Genomic DNA, 17,853 nt, shown 5'->3' with positions numbered 1-17,853 from the left:
AAGGGAATTGTGCGAATATGCAAAAAATAATGGTAGTGGATGATGAAGAAGTATTACGGATGTTAATCGAGGATACATTGGAAGATTTGGAGAATGTTGAGATTCACACAGCGGAGAATGGGTTGGAAGCTCTAACTAAGCTGTCTACGGATCCTTATGATTTGGTGATTCTGGATTATATGATGCCAGAAATGACAGGGATTGAAGTGCTTCAGCAGCTGGATGAGGAGAAAAAGAAAACTACAGCTATATTAATGTTAACGGCCAAAGCTCAAGATGTAGATCGAATTCGAGCAGTTGAAGCAGGTGCGCGTTACTTTATGCCGAAACCATTTAGTCCGATGGAACTCTTGCAGATTGTGGAGGGGATCCTGAGTGGTGAAGAAAAGTAACGCTAATCACAGCATCAAAAATAAATATTTCCGCATCATTGTATTAGTGTTTTCTTTAATCATTCTTATGGGAACTGTTTTTTTTATTTTCATAAACTATGAGCAAGATGAATTAAGTAGAGAACGTGAAAGTTTGCAGTATAAAGCAGACACGATCAGCGAGATGGCGAGCACGTTAAATGAGGTGTTTTTCCGAGCTAGGGGATTCACTTTGCTTAAGGACGAGAATGAATTAAAGCTCTTAAATGCAGCCTTAGTAAAATTTGATCAAATACTGGATACGTATTCTAATCTTAATTTATCCGCCGAAGAAGCCTTGTTTAGAGATGGTTTAAAATCATTTTATGTCCAGTATAAAAATAAAACCTTACCGGAAGCAATTCGGCTTGTCGAGGCTGATGATTATGCTGCTTTAAGAGTACTATCCGGAGATGGTATTACTAAATCAGTGAATGATTTTCTAACGTATACGAAAGAGTACAGACAGCGATCCGATGCAGCATTAAATACCATGGCTATGGATTATATTAAACGAGCTAACGAATTCACCTTTATCGCCTTCTTTTTTAGCACGATTATTCTACTGTTCTTTACCTTTATGATCTGGCGGATTCTTAAGAATTTGATTAATCCTATTTTGAAGCTGGAAGGGGCCACTCATTCCTTGGCTGCCGGTGAGGAAATTCTTCTCGGCAAGCTTAAGCATCAAGATGAAATTGGTCGGCTTTATAATGCATTTCTAAATATGGCCAGAAGTATTCAGGACAAAGAAGAAGAATTGATGATGCAGAATGAAGAGCTGCACGCGCAGCAAGATGAACTTCAGGATCAGCAGTATAGACTGCAACGTTCGCTTAGTGAAATAGAGAGTATGATGAAAGCACTCGATCAATCCTCAGCGGTGGGGATCCTTACAGATAAAGGCGTATTTACCTACGCGAATGATAATTTAAGTAAATATACCGGCTATAAAAATTCTGAAATTATCGGTTTTACCTATAAGTTATTTGAACTCTATAATATATCTAGAGAACAAATGCAGAAAATCTTCAACAAATTATATACGGGTGGGGTATGGAGCAATGAACTCCAGATTCTGACTAAAGACGGATTGCCAATCTGGATGCATCTGACTGTCGTGCCGTATCTAAACAATGAGGGTGTGATTTATCAGTACATTTTTATCGCGTATGATGTCACCTCTATGAAAAGTGTACAGCTGGAGCTAGCGGAAACGCTGAAGAATACAGAACAAACCAAAAAAATGCTTGAGCTTAATAATCAGCTGAATCATGACATTACGTACACCTTAGATAAACATGAATTTGCAGATAAGTTTATTCAGTTCATGCATCACCTGTATTCATTTGATTCGAGTTTCTTCCTTCTTGTAAAAGATAAGATCGCGGCTGTTAAAGGGATTCCTCAGGAAAATGTAGACCGTTATCTCGATAATGAGAACAATGAAATGTTATATCGTTTGAAGACGGAAAAAACCTATCTGATTAAGCGTCTAGCTACGCAATCGGAACAGGGAATTTCTGCGGATGAGGTCTACTGTTATGATTTCTATACCACTGTTGTAAATGCAGAAGATGAGATTCTAGCTGTATTTTGCGGGACCCGGATTGGACATTCTTTCAGTAAAGAAGAAATTAATGAGGTTCAAGGAATGATGAACCGCGTAGCTCTGGCGATTGAACGTTTGTTCATGTACGAAGAGATTGAACATGGGCGAAAGCTGAACCGCGATATCGTGAATAACGTAAACGAAGGCATTCAGTTCGTGAGTACAGAAGGCGTGATGCTTCAGATGAATAAGGCGCTGTGCAACATCGTTAACTATGACTGGATTGAAGGTACACTGACTCCTAGAAAAGAATGGATGGATTATTTCATCGAACGCTCGAATGAGAACCATGAGCTTCGGTCGTTTTTTGAACAGGCAATCTCTGAGGATGCTCTGGAGTCCAGCAGTATGCAATACTCCATTGGAACGGAATCCAAGAAGCATATTGATGTTTATGCGATTCCTGTTTTCCGCCGGGAGCTTAGAATTGGTACATTGTTTGTATATAGAGATATCACTAGGGAGTACGAGCTGGATCTTATGAAATCTGATCTTGTCAGTACGGTAAGTCATGAGCTGAGAACGCCATTGTCGAGTGTATTAGGATTCACGGAACTGCTATTGTCCAAAACCATGAAGCCTGAGAAGCAGCTGAAGTATTTGGAGACGATTCATAAGGAAGCGAAGCGGTTGACTGAGCTTATTAATGATTTTCTGGATCTGCAGAGAATGGAGTCAGGGAAGCAGCAGTATATCACGGAGCATGTAAATCTTAGTGAAATTGTCCTTGGGGTTATCGATCAATATAAACTTAGTAGCACACATCATGTGCTATTGGTGGATGAGGCTCTGAATGCGGAGGTAGATGTGGACAAGGATAAGATCGTCCAAGTTCTAACGAATTTGTTAAGTAATGCGATCAAGTTCTCACCCTCTAACAATGAAGTGAAGGTACTGCTGCATAATGAGCCGGATCATATTATTGTGCGTATCCAGGATAATGGTCTGGGCATTCCAAAGGATCAAATCGGACAGCTATTCCAAAAATTCAGACGAGTGGACAACAGCGCCTCCAAAAGAATTGGTGGAACAGGTCTCGGTCTTGCCATCTGTAAAGAAATTATTGAGAAACAAAAGGGAACCATCGGTATTGATTCGGTAGAGGGTGAAGGGACAACCGTTTGGTTTAGCCTTCCAATCCTTAATGCAGAAGCAAGCCGGCAGCAAGATGAGCTGAATAAATGGAATGCCGATAAAGAGCTCAAACCTAATGTAATGATTGTTGAAGATGATTATAGTCTTTCGTTGCTTTTATCAGAAGAGCTAAAAGGGAAGGGGTTCCGTGTTACCCATCACTATCATCCACAGCAAGCTTTTGATCAGGCCTTGAAAACACCATTTGTTGCGATCGTGGTTGATTTGATGCTTGGTGAAGAACTGGACGGCTGGGATTTGATCCGAATGCTAAAAGAGGATTCGAGAACAGAGAATATTCCGATTGTTATCTCTTCTGCTCTGGATCAATCAGATAAGAACCAACTGAATGATGTGATACAGAAGTATTTAACGAAGCCTTATCCGCCAGGTGAGTTATCGAATACGCTTGAAGAGATTGTGAAGATAAAGACAGGGGTAGGCGAGGTATTATTTCCCGAAAGTAAGAAGGATTTATAGTTTTTATTTATCACAATATTTTATAAATAGTATCATTTTTTATAATGAAACCGATCAAAACAGGGCAAATCATACTGTTTTGATCGGTTTTTACGTACTTTATTGATACTTTTTCAATAATTAACAATTTTTAGGTGAAAATGACTTCATTGATCGTTTACAAATATTGTGATAGCCTGATTTTATGAGGTTCTAAAAAAGGCTCAGATAAATTCAATTGAGGCACGGATCATAACCAGATTTCATGTTTAGGAGAGGTGGATATTGTTGCAACTACAGGTAACGAACAGTCCTTTTAACGAGAATCAAGTCGAGCTTCTCAATCGTCTTCTACCAACCTTAACGGAGACGCAGCAAATATGGCTCAGTGGATATTTGTCCGCGATTGGACGTACTACGGCGGCAGCACCAGCAGGTGCTGAACTTCAAGTGCCATCGAATAAGATTGGAAATACAGAGGTTGGCGCTGCTGTAACGAGCCAACCAGCAGCCTCACGGGAAGTGACCATATTATTTGGTTCGCAAACGGGGAATTGCCAGCGACTTGGGGGGAGCTTGTCCCGCAAGCTGGAAGAGCAAGGTTTTCAGGTTACACTCTCCGCGATGAACAATTTCAAACCTACAGCGCTTAAAAAGGTTGAGAATCTACTTCTATTGGTGAGTACTCATGGAGAAGGTGAACCACCTGATAATGCAAGGATTTTTCATGAATTTCTTTACAGTAAAAGAGCTCCTCAATTAGAGAACCTGCGGTTTTCAGTTCTGGCTCTGGGAGACACCTCTTATGAATTTTTCTGTCAGACGGGTAAAGAGTTCGATCAGAGGTTAGAGGTACTTGGTGGTAAGCGCCTAAGTCCACGTGTAGATTGTGATCTCGATTATGACGATTCCGTTGCCGAATGGTTTGAAGGTGTTATTGGTGCATTAAATGCAAATTTAAATGCTCCAGCCATTGCTGCAAAAGCGGTTCAAGCCGCGGAGGACGCAGAGTCACAAGAACCTCTATATACTCGTAATAATCCTTTTAAGGCAGAGGTACTGGAGAATCTGAATTTGAACGGACGCGGCTCGGACCGGGAGACTCGCCATTTGGAACTATCGCTTGAAGGCTCTAATATACAGTTTGAACCTGGGGATGCACTGGGAGTATATCCAGAGAATCATCCTGAACTGGTGGACGCTATTATTCATACTATGGGCTGGAATCCTAATGATAAGGTTCCGTTTAATAAGAAAGGTGATGAAGGAGCCTTACGTGAGGCACTTCTGCATCATTATGAAATCACTGTATTGACCAAACCTTTGCTGGAGCAAGCGGCAAAGCTGTCTGCTTCAAACAAGCTGAGTGAGTTATTAGCTCCAGACCGTGCTCCGGAGCTTAAAGCGTATATTCAAGGACGCGATCTACTCGATTTGATCCAGGACTTCTCACCGTGGGAAGGTCCACCCAGCAGTTTTGTGACGATTTTGCGGAAGCTTCCTGCACGGCTATATTCTATCGCCAGCAGTTATAAAGCTAACCCGGATGAGGTTCATCTAACCGTCAGAGCTGTACGTTATGAGGCTCACGGTAGGGAACGTTACGGTGTCTGCTCAGTGCATTGCGCAGAAAGAGTAGAGCCGGGAGATACTTTGCCTATTTACATTCAGCATAATCCTAACTTTAAGCTGCCGACTAATCCGGATGCGCCGATCATCATGATCGGACCAGGCACAGGTGTTGCACCATTCCGCTCTTTCCTAGAGGAACGTGGAGAGCTGGGAGCGGAAGGGAAATCTTGGCTGTTCTATGGGGATCGGCATTTTGTAACAGATTTCCTGTATCAGACTGATTGGCAGAGAATGCTAAAGGATGGCGTTCTAAGTAAGCTGGATGTCGCCTTCTCACGTGATACCGAAGAGAAAGTATATGTACAACATCGCATTTTACAAAAGAGTCGTGAGGTTTATGAATGGCTGCAAGAAGGTGCTCATATCTACGTTTGTGGTGACGAGAAGTACATGGCGCATGATGTTCATTCTGCACTGCTTACGGTGATTCAGAGTGAGGGCGGACTGAGCCCTGAAGCGGCAGCGGCTTATCTGGAAGATATGCAGCAGACGCAGCGTTACCAGCGTGATGTCTATTAATGGATAGATGGAGTTATCGAAGTGACTTCGGGGGGAGATAACAACAATGGCAAACAATGAGAAGGTTAAGCCGATCGGCGGGCCTCCAAGTGATGTTGAGCATATTAAATCGGAGAGTAACTATCTGCGGGGTGCATTAGTTGAGACACTAAGCAATCCGATTACGGGTGGTCTGCCTGAAGATGATAATCGGCTGCTTAAATTTCACGGAAGCTATATGCAGGATGACAGAGATTTGCGCAATGAACGGGAACGTCAGAAGCTGGAGCCAGCATTCCAGTTTATGCTTCGCGTAGTTGCCCCAGGTGGTGTAGCTACACCGGAACAATGGCTGGTGATGGATGATCTGGCACAGAAGTATGGTAACGGAACCTTACGTCTGACTACAAGACAGGCATTTCAAATGCATGGCGTTCTCAAATGGAACTTAAAAAAGACCATTCGAAGCATCAATGATACGCTAATGACAACCCTTGCAGCTTGTGGGGATGTCAACCGTAACGTAATGAGCAATCCGAATCCTTATCAATCTGAGGTGCATGCAGAAGTCTATGAATGGGCGCGCAAAGTTAGTGATCATCTATCCCCACGTACTCCCGCTTACCATGAAATTTGGCTAGACGGTGAAAAGGTAGTGGATAGTTTAGGAGATCGGGCAGAAGTTGAACCGATCTATGGTCCGGTATATTTACCGCGTAAATTCAAGATTGGTCTTGCGGTGCCTCCTTCAAATGACGTAGATGTGTTCTCGCAGGATCTAGGCTTCATCGCTATTCTTGAGAATGATAAGCTGGTAGGGTTCAACGTTTCTGTAGGCGGCGGTATGGGAATGACGCATGGCGATACCAGCACGTATCCTCAGCTTGGCCGTATCATTGGTTTTTGCCGTCCTGATCAATTGATCGATGTAGCGGAGAAGACAGTAACGATTCAGCGAGACTATGGAAATCGTTCTGTCCGCAAAAATGCACGGTTCAAGTATACGATTGACCGCCACGGTCTGGAATGGTTTGTCGATGAGCTGCATGAAAGACTCGGATGGCAGCTTGAGGCGGCACGTGAGTACCATTTCGACCATAATGGAGACCGCTATGGCTGGGTGAAGGGTACCAATGGAAAATGGAATTTGACGCTTTATATCCAAAGCGGACGGATTCATGACCAAGAAGGGTACACATTGATGACTGGACTGCGGGAAATTGCCAAGATTCATACCGGGGATTTCCGGCTTACGCCGAATCAGAATTTAACGATTGCTAACGTAACCACTGCCAAAAAGCGAAAAGTGGCTGAGCTGGCTAAACAGCATGGACTTACGGACGGAGCTCATCTGTCTGCGCTACGACGCAGTTCGATGTCTTGTGTGGCGCTACCAACCTGCGGACTTGCAATGGCTGAAGCAGAACGTTATTTGCCTTCGTTGATTGATAAGCTAGAGCTTGTCCTTGATGAAGCTGGTCTACGCGATGAGGAAATCGTGATCCGGATGACAGGCTGTCCTAATGGGTGTGCAAGACCGGCACTAGGCGAAATCTCGTTTATTGGTAAAGGTCCAGGCAGATATAATATGTACTTGGGAGCAGGTTTTACGGGAGATCGCTTGAACAAAATGTATAAAGAAAACATAGATGAAAAAGAAATTCTGGAGACGCTGGAGCCAATTCTTCATCGTTATTCAAAAGAACGTCTGCATAGCGAGCATTTTGGAGATTTCGTGATCCGTGCAGGTTATGTCAAAGCGGTTTCGTCAGGTCTTAATTTTCATGACTAATCTAATTTAGACTGAAATGGGTGTCCCAGAGCCTGCATTATGGCTGCTGGGACACCTCTTTGTTGGTTGGCCTTACTTAGAATAAGGGGAGTTTTTTAGTTTCAGACAGGAATAAATATTTTTTTTGCTTAATGATTTGGATTTCTCGTGTTTTTCTTTCATAATATAAAGGGGAAACTAAATACAAAAGAAGAGCCATTGCCCGAGAGTGATGTGTTCTGTACAGAAGAGGCGATATTATGATTATCATGAAAACGATGGAAGAAATCGAAAAAATGCGTGCGGCGGGAAAAATTCTCGCTGAATGTCATCGTCAAATTGCGCAAATTCTACAGCCGGGAATTACTACCTGGGAGATTGATGAATTTGCAGAAAAATTTATACTGTCTCAAGGAGCAACTCCTGAGCAAAAGGGATATAACGGATATCCGTACGCAACTTGTGCCTCTGTAAATGATGTAATCTGCCACGGATTTCCGAAAAAGGAACCACTTAAAGATGGAGATATAGTAACCATAGACATGGTAGTTAACTTAGATGGCTGGTTGGCAGATTCCGCTTGGTCATATGGGATTGGCAACATTAGTGAGCAGGCGACTAAATTGCTAGACACCACAAAGGAATCTTTATTCCGTGGTATCGAGCAGGCAGTTGCAGGCAACCGTATCGGGGATGTCGCTCATGCTATTCAAGTTTACGCAGAGTCTAATGGTTTTTCAGTTGTGCGTGATTTTATTGGCCATGGGATTGGTTCAGAAATGCATGAAGCACCAGAAGTACCTCACTATGGTCCGGCTGGCAGAGGACCTCGTCTTAAAGAGGGGATGGTATTTACCATTGAACCGATGCTGAACACAGGCAGCTACAGAACAAAAATTGATGCGGATGGTTGGACTGCACGTACCATTGACGGCGGTCTGTCAGCACAGTATGAACATACATTAGCTATCACCCCTCAAGGAACTATTATTCTGACTGAACTATAATTTAGGGTAGAAAATAGACCTGATTAGCTTCATCTTCTCATGATGTTGCTGATCAGGTCTATTTGTTGTTCAATTAATCAGTTAATCAGTAATGTTGCGAGTATAATATTCAATGATATCTTTTCGACGAATAATTCCGACAAACACGCCTTCTTTATCAATCACAGGAACAAAATTCTGATCTGCGGCGAGCGTCAGCATATCCTCCATTTCGGCATTTATGAGAACGCTCTCGTTATGAACATGCTTCTGGATATCGCTTACTGGAACTTCTCCTATATTGTCAAAAGTTAGACCTGCTGTGTTTTTCAGCTTCCACAATAGATCACCTTCCGAAAGTGTTCCTACATATTTTCCTTCATTATCAATAATAGGGATAGCCGTATAATGGTGCTGCTCTAATTGTTCTAAGGCTTCCAGCATGGATAGTGAGTTAGTGATATAGGCAACTTGATCTTTAGGCAACAAAAAAGAGGATATTTCCATCGGCATGAACTCCTTTGTATTGAGATTTTTTTAGTTAGGCTACTTTTATTTAAACATACTTTTTGAAGGGATAGGTGTTTTAAATTTTATTATTTAATTATAGGTGAAAAGACCTATTTAATGATAGTCGTAATTTGTCGATTAAAGATAAGGTATATTATCCTAGAGTGGAGTTGTTCAGATGGCGTTATATCGTAGGCTTTCTTTAACGGTTAAATTTGTTCTGGTAGTAAGTTTAGTTATCATTGTTATCTTTTTCTTTAGTCTAATCGCGAATCTGCTTAATCTGCGAAGTGTGAGCATATCGAACGGTGAACTAGAGGCGGAAGTTGCTGGGCGAAGTTATGCGGAAACTATTCAGAATAGTATGGTAGACATAGAGTCGGCAGCAAAGGTATTCACAGAAGTACTGGTTGAATCAAGAGAACATCAAACTTTGAGTCGTGAAGAAGTTATTTCTACAATGAAATCGATGCTTGAGAATAGACCCGAGCTTTTTGCAATTAGTACAGTGTGGGAACCCAATGCCTTCGATCAAAATGATCAGGCTAATATCAATAAGACGCCATATGATGATGGTACGGGGCGTTTTATTCCTTATGTTCTTAGGAATCAAGGTTCAATAACGGTTGAACCCTTAAAGAATTACGATGTAGAAGGTGCGGGTGATTATTACCTTATACCTAAAAAAGAGAAAAAACCGATCTACATTGAACCCTATTCCTATGAGACGACTGGTGGGGCTATAGAGATGATTTCGGTTATGCTGCCCATTTTGGACAAATCGGGCACTTTTCTTGGGACGGTAGGATTTGATGTTTCGTTATCAAAGCTCCAGGAGGATGCTGAGAAATATAAACCTATGGGTGGATACGTTTCTCTAGTCACGGGTAATGGTAAATATGCAGCTAATCCTAATGATCCAGAAAGTGTACTTAAAGATTTCGGTGATACGGAAGAGAAAGCTGCACTGTGGAGACAAGTGAAGAATGGGAAGTCGGTTCAGGGGTACACCAATAATTCGAAAGGAGAAAATGTACTTCGTATTTTTGTTCCGATTCCACTGCCAGAAAGCGATCAGGTATGGTATACGCAGACTGCGATTCCTAAAGCTACAATCATGGCTGATTACGAACAAACGAAAACAGAATCATTTATTATCATGATTGTTGGGATGCTGATTCTAGGAATAGTTATAGTCTTACAATTATGGTTAATGGTGATCAAACCGCTTCGAGTATTATCTGAGAAATTGCAGCTTATGGCTCAAGGGGACTTAACACAAACATTGCAGGTTCGAAATGATGATGAATTCGGTAAGATGTCTTCACATTTTAATCAGATGACATATAAGCTTCGAGAAATGTTTGGACTTGTGGCTGATTTATCGATGTCAGTGGGTGCTACTTCTGAAGAGTTGACAGCGAACGCGGAACAGACAGGGAAAGCTGCTGAACAGATTGCTGTGGCTATTGGACGAGTCGCCGAGGGAGCGCAACTGCAGAATGGTTATGCAGGAGAATCTTCTCTGGCCATGAGCGATCTTAGCATTGGAGTGCAACGTATCGCTGACTCTTCATCAGCGGTGTCTGCATCTGCAGACGAAGTAACCGATCAAACGAAGAGAGGCAGTGCACAGCTTCAAATGGCGGTGAACCAGATGACAGAGCTTAAGCAATCCGTGGACGAGACCAGTCTGGCGATTGAACGACTAGGTGAAAGATCTGTACAGATTAGTGGGATTATTGGTCTGATCTCAAATATTAGTAAGCAGACTAATCTATTGGCATTAAACGCAGCAATTGAAGCATCCAGAGTGGGTGAACAAGGTCGTGGATTTGCTGTAGTAGCTTCGGAAATACGGATGTTGGCGGATCAAACGAAACAAGCTGCCGAACAAGTTACTGAATTAGTCGAACATGTGGTCCAAGATACTAATCAAGCCTCACAGGCTATGGCCGTTGGTAATGAGCAAGTACGTATCGGTGTGCAGGGTGTATCTGACAGTGATCTTTTGTTTACATCGATTCTTGCTGAAATGACACAGGTTACAGATCAGATTCAGGAAGTATCTGCAGCTGCACAGCAGATGACTGCTGGTACAGAGCAAATTTCAGCTAGTGTAAAAGTATTAGCCGAACTTGCATCAGAAGCGTCCGCAGATTCACAAAGTGTAGCAGCAGCCTCAGAGGAGCAGCTTGCTTCTATGGAAGAGATCTCAGCTTCGACGGAATCCCTTAGCTCAATGGTGCAAGATTTGCTGGACAAATTGTCTTATTTTAAAATTTAAACTGATGTGATATCGTGATTACAGGTGGGAAACCCTGTCCTTTTATAAAGGATTAGGGTTTTTTCCATTTCTTACATAATCTAAAAGGTATCTACATGCCATCGGATGTGCTATAATCAATATATCGAAAGTAGTTACCTGCTAATTCACATAGCGTAGAGGGTTATTCTTAAGATGACAATAACCTTGTACCATATGTGAATTTTTATTTTTTTAGAGATTTTGTAAGAGATTTTTTTGGGATAAGAATAACATGTAAATTAAAAAAAGGTGGTAATTATATTATGCAAACAGGAACAGTGAAATGGTTTAACGCAGACAAAGGCTTTGGTTTTATCGAGGTTGAAGGCGGAGAAGACGTATTCGTACATTTCAGCGCAATCACTGGTGACGGATTCAAGTCTTTGGATGAAGGACAACGTGTAGAATTTAACGTAGTTCAAGGCAATCGTGGTCAACAAGCTGAGAATGTTGTAAAACTCTAAAGTTGTGAAAAGAATCCCCAAACTTATAGTTTGGGGATTTTTTTAAATATAAGAAATTATAAGTTTCACACAATACTTTATGTCTTATATTTCTCGCTTAGTAGAAAGGTGGCGGATGTAAGTGCAGGTGTTTGAAGACTGGAATTTAAAAGTGAAGAAAACCTTTAACGCTACAAGCAACAAAGAAGTATTGACTGTGTCTGAAGCCGGTAGCTTGCTTGGTCTGTCTAAAGATCAAATGAAAAGCTATGTAGACCAGCATAAGTTAACCAAAGTCCCAATTATGAGAAGTGTTGTCAGGTATCTTTTACTGAAAAGTGAAATCGATACGATCCTGAACAAAACCTAATGTAACCACAATAAACTTTGCAGACCCATCCTTGATAGGATGTGGTCTTTTTTTTGCCTCAAAAATTTCTTATAAAAAGAAACTTATCGATCCAATGATCGTCTATAATAATGGGATATTTAGGTAATGGAGGGTAGGCACAAATAAAAAGTGATGTTCATTAATGGTGAGAAGTCGCATAAACAGAAAGGGTAATTCATTCAAATGAAAAATAAACAGAGCACTCATCCACCTGCTTCATTTGCATTAAGTAGAATCGAGAAAAAGAAAGTGAAAAAGAATAAAATCAGCAAGAAAATGAAGATTTGGTACTTTTCGATCGCTACCTTACTTCTTGTTGGGCTGGGATCCTTTATTTTCCGTAAAGAACTAATGATTTTTGGGTTTGATAATGTTGTAGCACCAACTATTGAACACACCCTTGAAGAGTCTTATGTGCCGTTGGAAGACACTGAAGAATCTGGATTACAAGCAACGACGGAAAATAAAGACCGTCCTTTCTCTATCCTTCTACTAGGCACCGATCAGCGTGGCAAAGAAAACGGACTATCTGATTCTATTATTTATACAGTTATTCGACCTGTAGACCATAAAGCACTGCTCGTCTCCATTCCCCGTGATTCATATACTGAAATTATTGGAGCAGAAAATATCAAAGGAGCACGAAAAGAAACCAAGATTAATGCAGCGCATTCCTACGGTGGTCCTCAGATGAGTGTGGATACCGTTAAGAATCTACTGAACGCACCTATTGATTACTATGCTACTATTAATTTTAATGGGCTTGTGGGTGTTACAGATGCTCTTGGAGGAGTGGTGCTTCCAATCACCAAGGTGATAGAGAATAAGAGCCCCGATCATGAGAAACTAAGAATTGAGCCGAACAAACCGATCTATTCCGGTAAGGAAGCTTTAATGTATGTAAGATATCGGGAAGATTCTGATTTTAAGCGAACAGAGAGACAACGGATTTTCCTAAAAGCAGCGCTTGATCGGATGAAAAGAATAGATAATATTCTTAATATACAGAACATTATTGAAATTGCTGGCAGTAACTTTAAAACCAATATGAAGTCAGATTTTATTTTGGATTTGGCTAAGAAGGTAATTCTTGAAGGTGGAACCCCTGAAATAACGAGTCATATGCTCCAAGGGGAAGGAAAACATACGGATCAATGGTATTATATACTCGATGAAAATGATGTAAAGCGTACCCATGATATGATTGAGATTTGGCTGAATCCAGAATCTACTGAGGCTGATCTAATAACTGCTTCTAAGGATGATGCTGCATAATATTTTTGCTATTCTATTTTATATTCACACGGAGGTTAGCTTCTATGGCAGTAAAATCAAAGGAGCAAATGATACTCGAATTTAAGTCTCTTATTCCATTCGTGAAATCATTAGAAGAGGTGCCAGATAAACATTGGGATAAGCCCATAGCTACTGGTAAATGGACCGTGAAGGATATTCTCTGTCACCTCATGCTCTGGGATAAATATTTCTATGAAGGTGCTATTAAGAAGATTATTTTGAAAGAACCACTAACAACGAAACATTTGGATTTTAACGAATTTAATGCTAACGCGATTGAGTATGCCAAATTGTTATCCAAGCAAACCTTGATTGAACAATTTGTGCTCTACAGATCTAGAATTTTAGATGCAGTCTCTGGATTATCGGATGAAGAATGTGATTTGGAATATAAGGATGGAGACCGCAAGAAGTTCAGTGTTCGCAAGTATATGAGAAGTTTTATACCACATGATAAGCATCATAAAAAACAGATTGAACAATTTCTAAAATACATACAGCAAGGTTGAAAGCTTGCCTTTTATGGTTTAAGCTTTAGCGCGATTCTGAACCAATTTCATGGATTGGCGAATGAGTATTGGGCCGAACATGCTGCCGGCTGAGGCGGCTATAAAGGAATGTAAGGGAAACCTTATGGCAAAGTAAATGACCGTTCCAGCTACAAAGTCAATAAGAATGAATTTCTTGATCTCGGATAGTGGGATTGTAACGAATACAAATGATTCTTTATTTTTCAAGTGGTTGACCTCCTAATTGATAACGCAGCATATAAATCCACTGTTCATTCTATTTTGAGAACAAGATGTCCCATTCGAAATATTTAGACTAACGGCATAGAAGAGTAAAGGGTGAAGACTCGAATGGATAATCAGGATCATCAAAAAGAGCGGAAACCGCTATTATATATACAGACAGCAAATCATGTTATGGAAGAAATAAGGAAGAGAAGGCTTCAGTCACATGATCTTGTCCCATCTGAAGGGGAAATTGCGAAGTTGTACGGTGTCAGTCGCATGACGGCGAAGCTTGCTCTGCAGATCTTGGAGAAAAAAGGGATCGTTTATCGCCATGCCCGTCGTGGGACATTCATATCCGCTGATTACCAGCATACACATTCCGGTGAACAGATGCTGGAGAAGGTGATCGAGGAGAAGAAACCGATACGAAGGATTGCATTGGTGATTCCTAATATGGATGATTATATTGGTAGAATAATTACTTCCGTCGAAAAAGAAGCGCGTGAAGCGAATTGTCATTTACTCATTCGAATGACTGGGAACAAAGAAGACGAAAGCATATGCTTGCAAGAACTGTACGATGATCAAGTGGAGGGTATTATTTTATATCCGCGTGGGAGTAAGCAGTGCAGTGAGAAAGTATTGGAGCTTAGTCTATTAAACTACCCTCTAGTTATCATTGATCGTATCTTTCGAGAGGTGCAGATTGACTGTGTCTACCATGATCATTACCAAGGGGCTTATAAAACCACCCAGTATTTGATTGAGAAAGGCCATCAGGAAATCGGATATCTTTCAATGGCATTTGATGGTGTGACGAGCAGGGAAGACCGGTATAGAGGTTATCTTCAAGCTATGCTGGATCATGATCTGCCGGTAAACAGCCGTAAAATTTACTTGAGCTGCTCAGAAGATTATATGCATCAGTTGAATGCTCCGAATGTGCAGTTGGCGTCGTTTTTAGGTAATAATTCCGCTTTAAGTGCAGTCGTATGTGCAGACGACTATATCGCTGCATCATGCTTGTATACGGCAATCTCCATGCAAATATTGGTTCCGGATCATTTGTCTATCATAGGGTTTACCGACATTCAATTGGCAAGCTTGCTGCCGGTTCCATTAACTACAGCAAGACAAGCTACAGAGAAACTCGGACAAGCAGCTGTCCAGCGAGTTGTTAAACGGATGGATAATTCACGTGAAGGGGCGCTAACGATTAAGATTGATACCACCATCGTCGAGCGAAGCTCCGTTAGACCCAACGTTATTAAATAATTCGCTTGTAAATTAACTTTTGAGGCTCTTTCCCCACATTTTTGTGGAGGGAAGAGTTTTTTTATATCAGTGATATAAAATTTCGACATTGTATTTTTCATATTATTTAATGTTATTATTTCGGACTATTTGGTTGTATAGATCAGTGACATATAATAATCTGAAAATAGATCGTTGGAAATTCCAGTTTTCTATAAGCCATAATCTAACGGAAGCAGGTCGGGAAAATGAATAACACTAAGAAGGTCCATGTTGTATTTAAAACGCATTTGGATATTGGGTTCACGAATTTGGCTGCGCATGTATTAAGACAATACATGGAAGAGTATATTCCGAAAGCGATCGCTTTGGCCGATACATTAGAGGCTGAAGGAGGCCGCGCGCAATTTGTATGGACGACTGGATCCTGGCTAATTCGTTATTATTTGGATCGCGCACCTGCTTCGGAAAGAGAAGCGATGGAGAAGGCAATTCGTAAAGGACATATAGTGTGGCATGGGTTACCGTTCACTACACATACAGAGCTTATGGATAAGGAGCTTTTCCAATACGGGCTAACGATCAGCCAAGAGCTTGATCAACAATTTGGAAAACAAACGATAGCCGCCAAAATGACGGATGTGCCAGGTCATACCCTGTCCATGGTTCCGTATATGCAGAAAGCAGGCATTCAGTATATGCATCTCGGAGTTAACCCAGCATCTATGCGTCCTGATGTACCAAAGCTGTTTCGCTGGCAGGCAGAGGATGGCAGCGAATTAATTGTGAACTATGCCGGAAGCTACGGAGAGCCGGTTGAGATTGAAGGGATCGACGATATATTGCTATTTGCGCATACAGGTGACAATTGTGGGCCGCCAAGTGCTGAGGAAATCGAAGAGCAGTTCCGTGAAATCCAAGAACGATACCCTGACGCTGAGATTATAGCGTCTTCACTAGATGCATTTGCAAGAAGTCTTATGCAAGTTCGCGAGCAGCTTCCTGTGGTTAGTGAAGAAATCGGTGATACTTGGATTCATGGTGCAGGGACAGATCCATTAAAACTTGCCAAGCTTCGTGAGCTTCAACGTTTGAGAAGCAAATGGCTGTCCGAAGGAAGCTTAGACGAGCATAGTACTGCCTATAAAGGGATGAGCGATGCTATGTTGATGGTAGCAGAGCATACATGGGGTTTAGACGTAAAGAAATGGCTTCCTGACTTTCGAAACTATGCGAAAATAGATTTCAATGATGCTAGAATCAAGGACGAGATTGATGTAGACGATATTCCTGCGAAATTCAATTATATTGGTGCATTCGCTATGGATGAATTCGATAAACATTCTAGTGGTTTATTTTCCTCAGAACAGAGCGTCCGAAAGTATTCGATGATCGAACGTTCTTGGGCGGAGCAACGAGGCTATCTGGATCAGGCAGTCGCATGCCTGGATAAAGATAAACAAGCGGAGGCAAAGGAAGCGTTCGGTAGGCTAGAGCCTACGAGGAAAGATTGTTCCGCTGATGCTGAGCAGGTTAGTGTCCAAGAGGTGTACGCGGTTGAAGGTTACAAACTGACCTTTGGCGTGAATGGCTCACTTGTTCATTTATCGGACGCTAATGAGAAAGTATGGATAGACGAAAGCCATCCGTTCGGCGTTTACGCCTATGAGACATTTGGAACGGAGGACTACGCCAGATACTTCCGTACCTATATGCAAAATTTAGGCTTCACCCATCCATGGTCTGATGCCGACTTTAATAAGCCTGGCTTTGAATTTGTTCGACCATTACCTAGCCATCAGTTATATGAGCCCATCGTAACTGATATGAAGCGAGTAAACGGCAAACGGTTCTTGCTACGTTTACGCATGCCGGTACAAGCCTATGAATTATATGGTGCGCCGAAGGAACTTGAATTAGTGTATGATTTTGAGCATGAAGGTACGGTTGAAGTATCACTGCAATGGTTCGGAAAAGAAGCGAACCGCCTTCCAGAAGCAAGCTGGTTCGGTTGTGCATTGAATATCGATAATCCAAATCTTTGGATGATGGATAAGATGGGCTTGCCAGTCTCACCTTTGCGTGTAGTGAAGGACGGGAATCGTAATCTTCATGCAATTGGACGTGGCGTTAGTTATCAGGGGGCAGATGGGAGCGCCTTTATCGAAACCATGGATGCTGCTTTGGCTGCACCGGGTCAAAAAAGACTGCTACAATTTGATAATTCTTTTGTTTCTCTAGATAAAGGATGGCATTTTAATTTGCACAACAATATCTGGGGTACCAATTTCCCTATGTGGTACGGTGAAGATGCAGTATTTCGTTTTCGTTTAAATTTACAATCGAACCGTAAGTAAAAGAATAGAAGAATACTTGTGACTGAAATGCACCCCTTAGAATAAACATTGGAAA

General features: G+C 41.6%; 14 protein-coding genes. 12 read left to right on the top strand and 2 right to left on the bottom strand.

Annotated elements, in window-relative coordinates:
- Positions 1 to 17 precede the first annotated feature (17 nt).
- From MKY19_RS20405 to map, 5 genes are all read left to right on the top strand, one after another.
- Positions 18 to 392, top strand: coding sequence for a response regulator (locus MKY19_RS20405; RefSeq protein ID WP_076284629.1), 375 nt, complete (start codon positions 18 to 20; stop codon positions 390 to 392).
- Positions 379 to 3,636 carry an ATP-binding protein gene (locus MKY19_RS20400; RefSeq protein ID WP_339797292.1) on the top strand — a complete coding sequence of 1,086 codons (3,258 nt, stop codon included), beginning with the start codon at positions 379 to 381 and terminating at the stop codon, positions 3,634 to 3,636. The genes MKY19_RS20405 and MKY19_RS20400 overlap by 14 nt, the downstream gene beginning before the upstream one ends.
- Positions 3,637 to 3,903: 267 nt before the next feature.
- On the top strand, positions 3,904 to 5,766 hold the full coding sequence (locus MKY19_RS20395) for an assimilatory sulfite reductase (NADPH) flavoprotein subunit (RefSeq protein WP_339804410.1): 1,863 nt from the start codon (positions 3,904 to 3,906) through the stop codon (positions 5,764 to 5,766).
- A gap of 46 nt (positions 5,767 to 5,812) precedes the next feature.
- Entirely contained in the window at positions 5,813 to 7,537 is a 1,725-nt protein-coding gene (gene cysI / locus MKY19_RS20390) for an assimilatory sulfite reductase (NADPH) hemoprotein subunit (RefSeq protein WP_339242568.1), read from the top strand.
- Positions 7,538 to 7,776: 239 nt separating this feature from the next.
- Complete coding sequence (gene map, locus MKY19_RS20385) at positions 7,777 to 8,523, top strand: type I methionyl aminopeptidase (RefSeq protein WP_042129378.1); 747 nt, start codon at positions 7,777 to 7,779, stop codon at positions 8,521 to 8,523.
- A gap of 81 nt (positions 8,524 to 8,604) precedes the next feature.
- Here map and MKY19_RS20380 read toward each other — a convergent pair whose 3' ends face one another.
- Entirely contained in the window at positions 8,605 to 9,009 is a 405-nt protein-coding gene (locus MKY19_RS20380) for a CBS domain-containing protein (RefSeq protein WP_042189973.1), read from the bottom strand.
- Between the two features lie 181 nt (positions 9,010 to 9,190).
- Between MKY19_RS20380 and MKY19_RS20375 the strand changes: the two genes are divergently transcribed.
- The 5 genes from MKY19_RS20375 to MKY19_RS20355 all read left to right on the top strand — a co-directional run bounded on the left by MKY19_RS20375 (position 9,191) and on the right by MKY19_RS20355 (position 13,959).
- Positions 9,191 to 11,299 (top strand): methyl-accepting chemotaxis protein, encoded by a 2,109-nt coding sequence (locus tag MKY19_RS20375; RefSeq protein ID WP_339266073.1) that lies wholly within the window; start codon positions 9,191 to 9,193, stop codon positions 11,297 to 11,299.
- Between the two features lie 284 nt (positions 11,300 to 11,583).
- Positions 11,584 to 11,784, top strand: a complete 201-nt coding sequence (locus MKY19_RS20370) for a cold-shock protein (protein WP_036685790.1) — start codon at positions 11,584 to 11,586, stop codon at positions 11,782 to 11,784.
- A 121-nt stretch (positions 11,785 to 11,905) separates the two neighbouring features.
- Positions 11,906 to 12,133, top strand: a complete 228-nt coding sequence (locus tag MKY19_RS20365) for a helix-turn-helix domain-containing protein (RefSeq protein ID WP_042189969.1) — start codon at positions 11,906 to 11,908, stop codon at positions 12,131 to 12,133.
- A gap of 297 nt (positions 12,134 to 12,430) precedes the next feature.
- On the top strand, positions 12,431 to 13,429 hold the full coding sequence (locus MKY19_RS20360; RefSeq protein WP_339797287.1) for an LCP family protein: 999 nt from the start codon (positions 12,431 to 12,433) through the stop codon (positions 13,427 to 13,429).
- Between the two features lie 44 nt (positions 13,430 to 13,473).
- Entirely contained in the window at positions 13,474 to 13,959 is a 486-nt protein-coding gene (locus tag MKY19_RS20355) for a DinB family protein (RefSeq protein WP_042189967.1), read from the top strand.
- A gap of 18 nt (positions 13,960 to 13,977) precedes the next feature.
- Here the strand turns inward: MKY19_RS20355 and MKY19_RS20350 are convergent, their stop codons facing one another.
- Positions 13,978 to 14,187, bottom strand: coding sequence for a hypothetical protein (locus tag MKY19_RS20350; protein ID WP_042189964.1), 210 nt, complete (start codon positions 14,185 to 14,187; stop codon positions 13,978 to 13,980).
- Between the two features lie 123 nt (positions 14,188 to 14,310).
- Here MKY19_RS20350 and MKY19_RS20345 point away from each other — a divergent pair, with 123 nt between their 5' ends.
- Together MKY19_RS20345 and MKY19_RS20340 are read left to right on the top strand one after the other, a co-directional pair.
- The gene (locus MKY19_RS20345) at positions 14,311 to 15,462 is read left to right on the top strand and encodes a GntR family transcriptional regulator (protein ID WP_339797283.1); all 1,152 of its coding nucleotides are present in this window, start codon (positions 14,311 to 14,313) and stop codon (positions 15,460 to 15,462) included.
- Positions 15,463 to 15,689: 227 nt separating this feature from the next.
- The gene (locus MKY19_RS20340; RefSeq protein ID WP_339797281.1) at positions 15,690 to 17,798 is read left to right on the top strand and encodes a DUF5054 domain-containing protein; all 2,109 of its coding nucleotides are present in this window, start codon (positions 15,690 to 15,692) and stop codon (positions 17,796 to 17,798) included.
- The last annotated feature ends 55 nt before the right edge of the window (positions 17,799 to 17,853 follow it).

The sequence above is a fragment of the Paenibacillus sp. FSL R5-0744 genome (genome assembly GCF_037972555.1).
Classification (GTDB): domain Bacteria; phylum Bacillota; class Bacilli; order Paenibacillales; family Paenibacillaceae; genus Paenibacillus_AQ.
The sequence above is the reverse complement of the archived record's forward strand: the minus strand, read 5'-3'. Positions and strand labels throughout refer to the sequence as shown.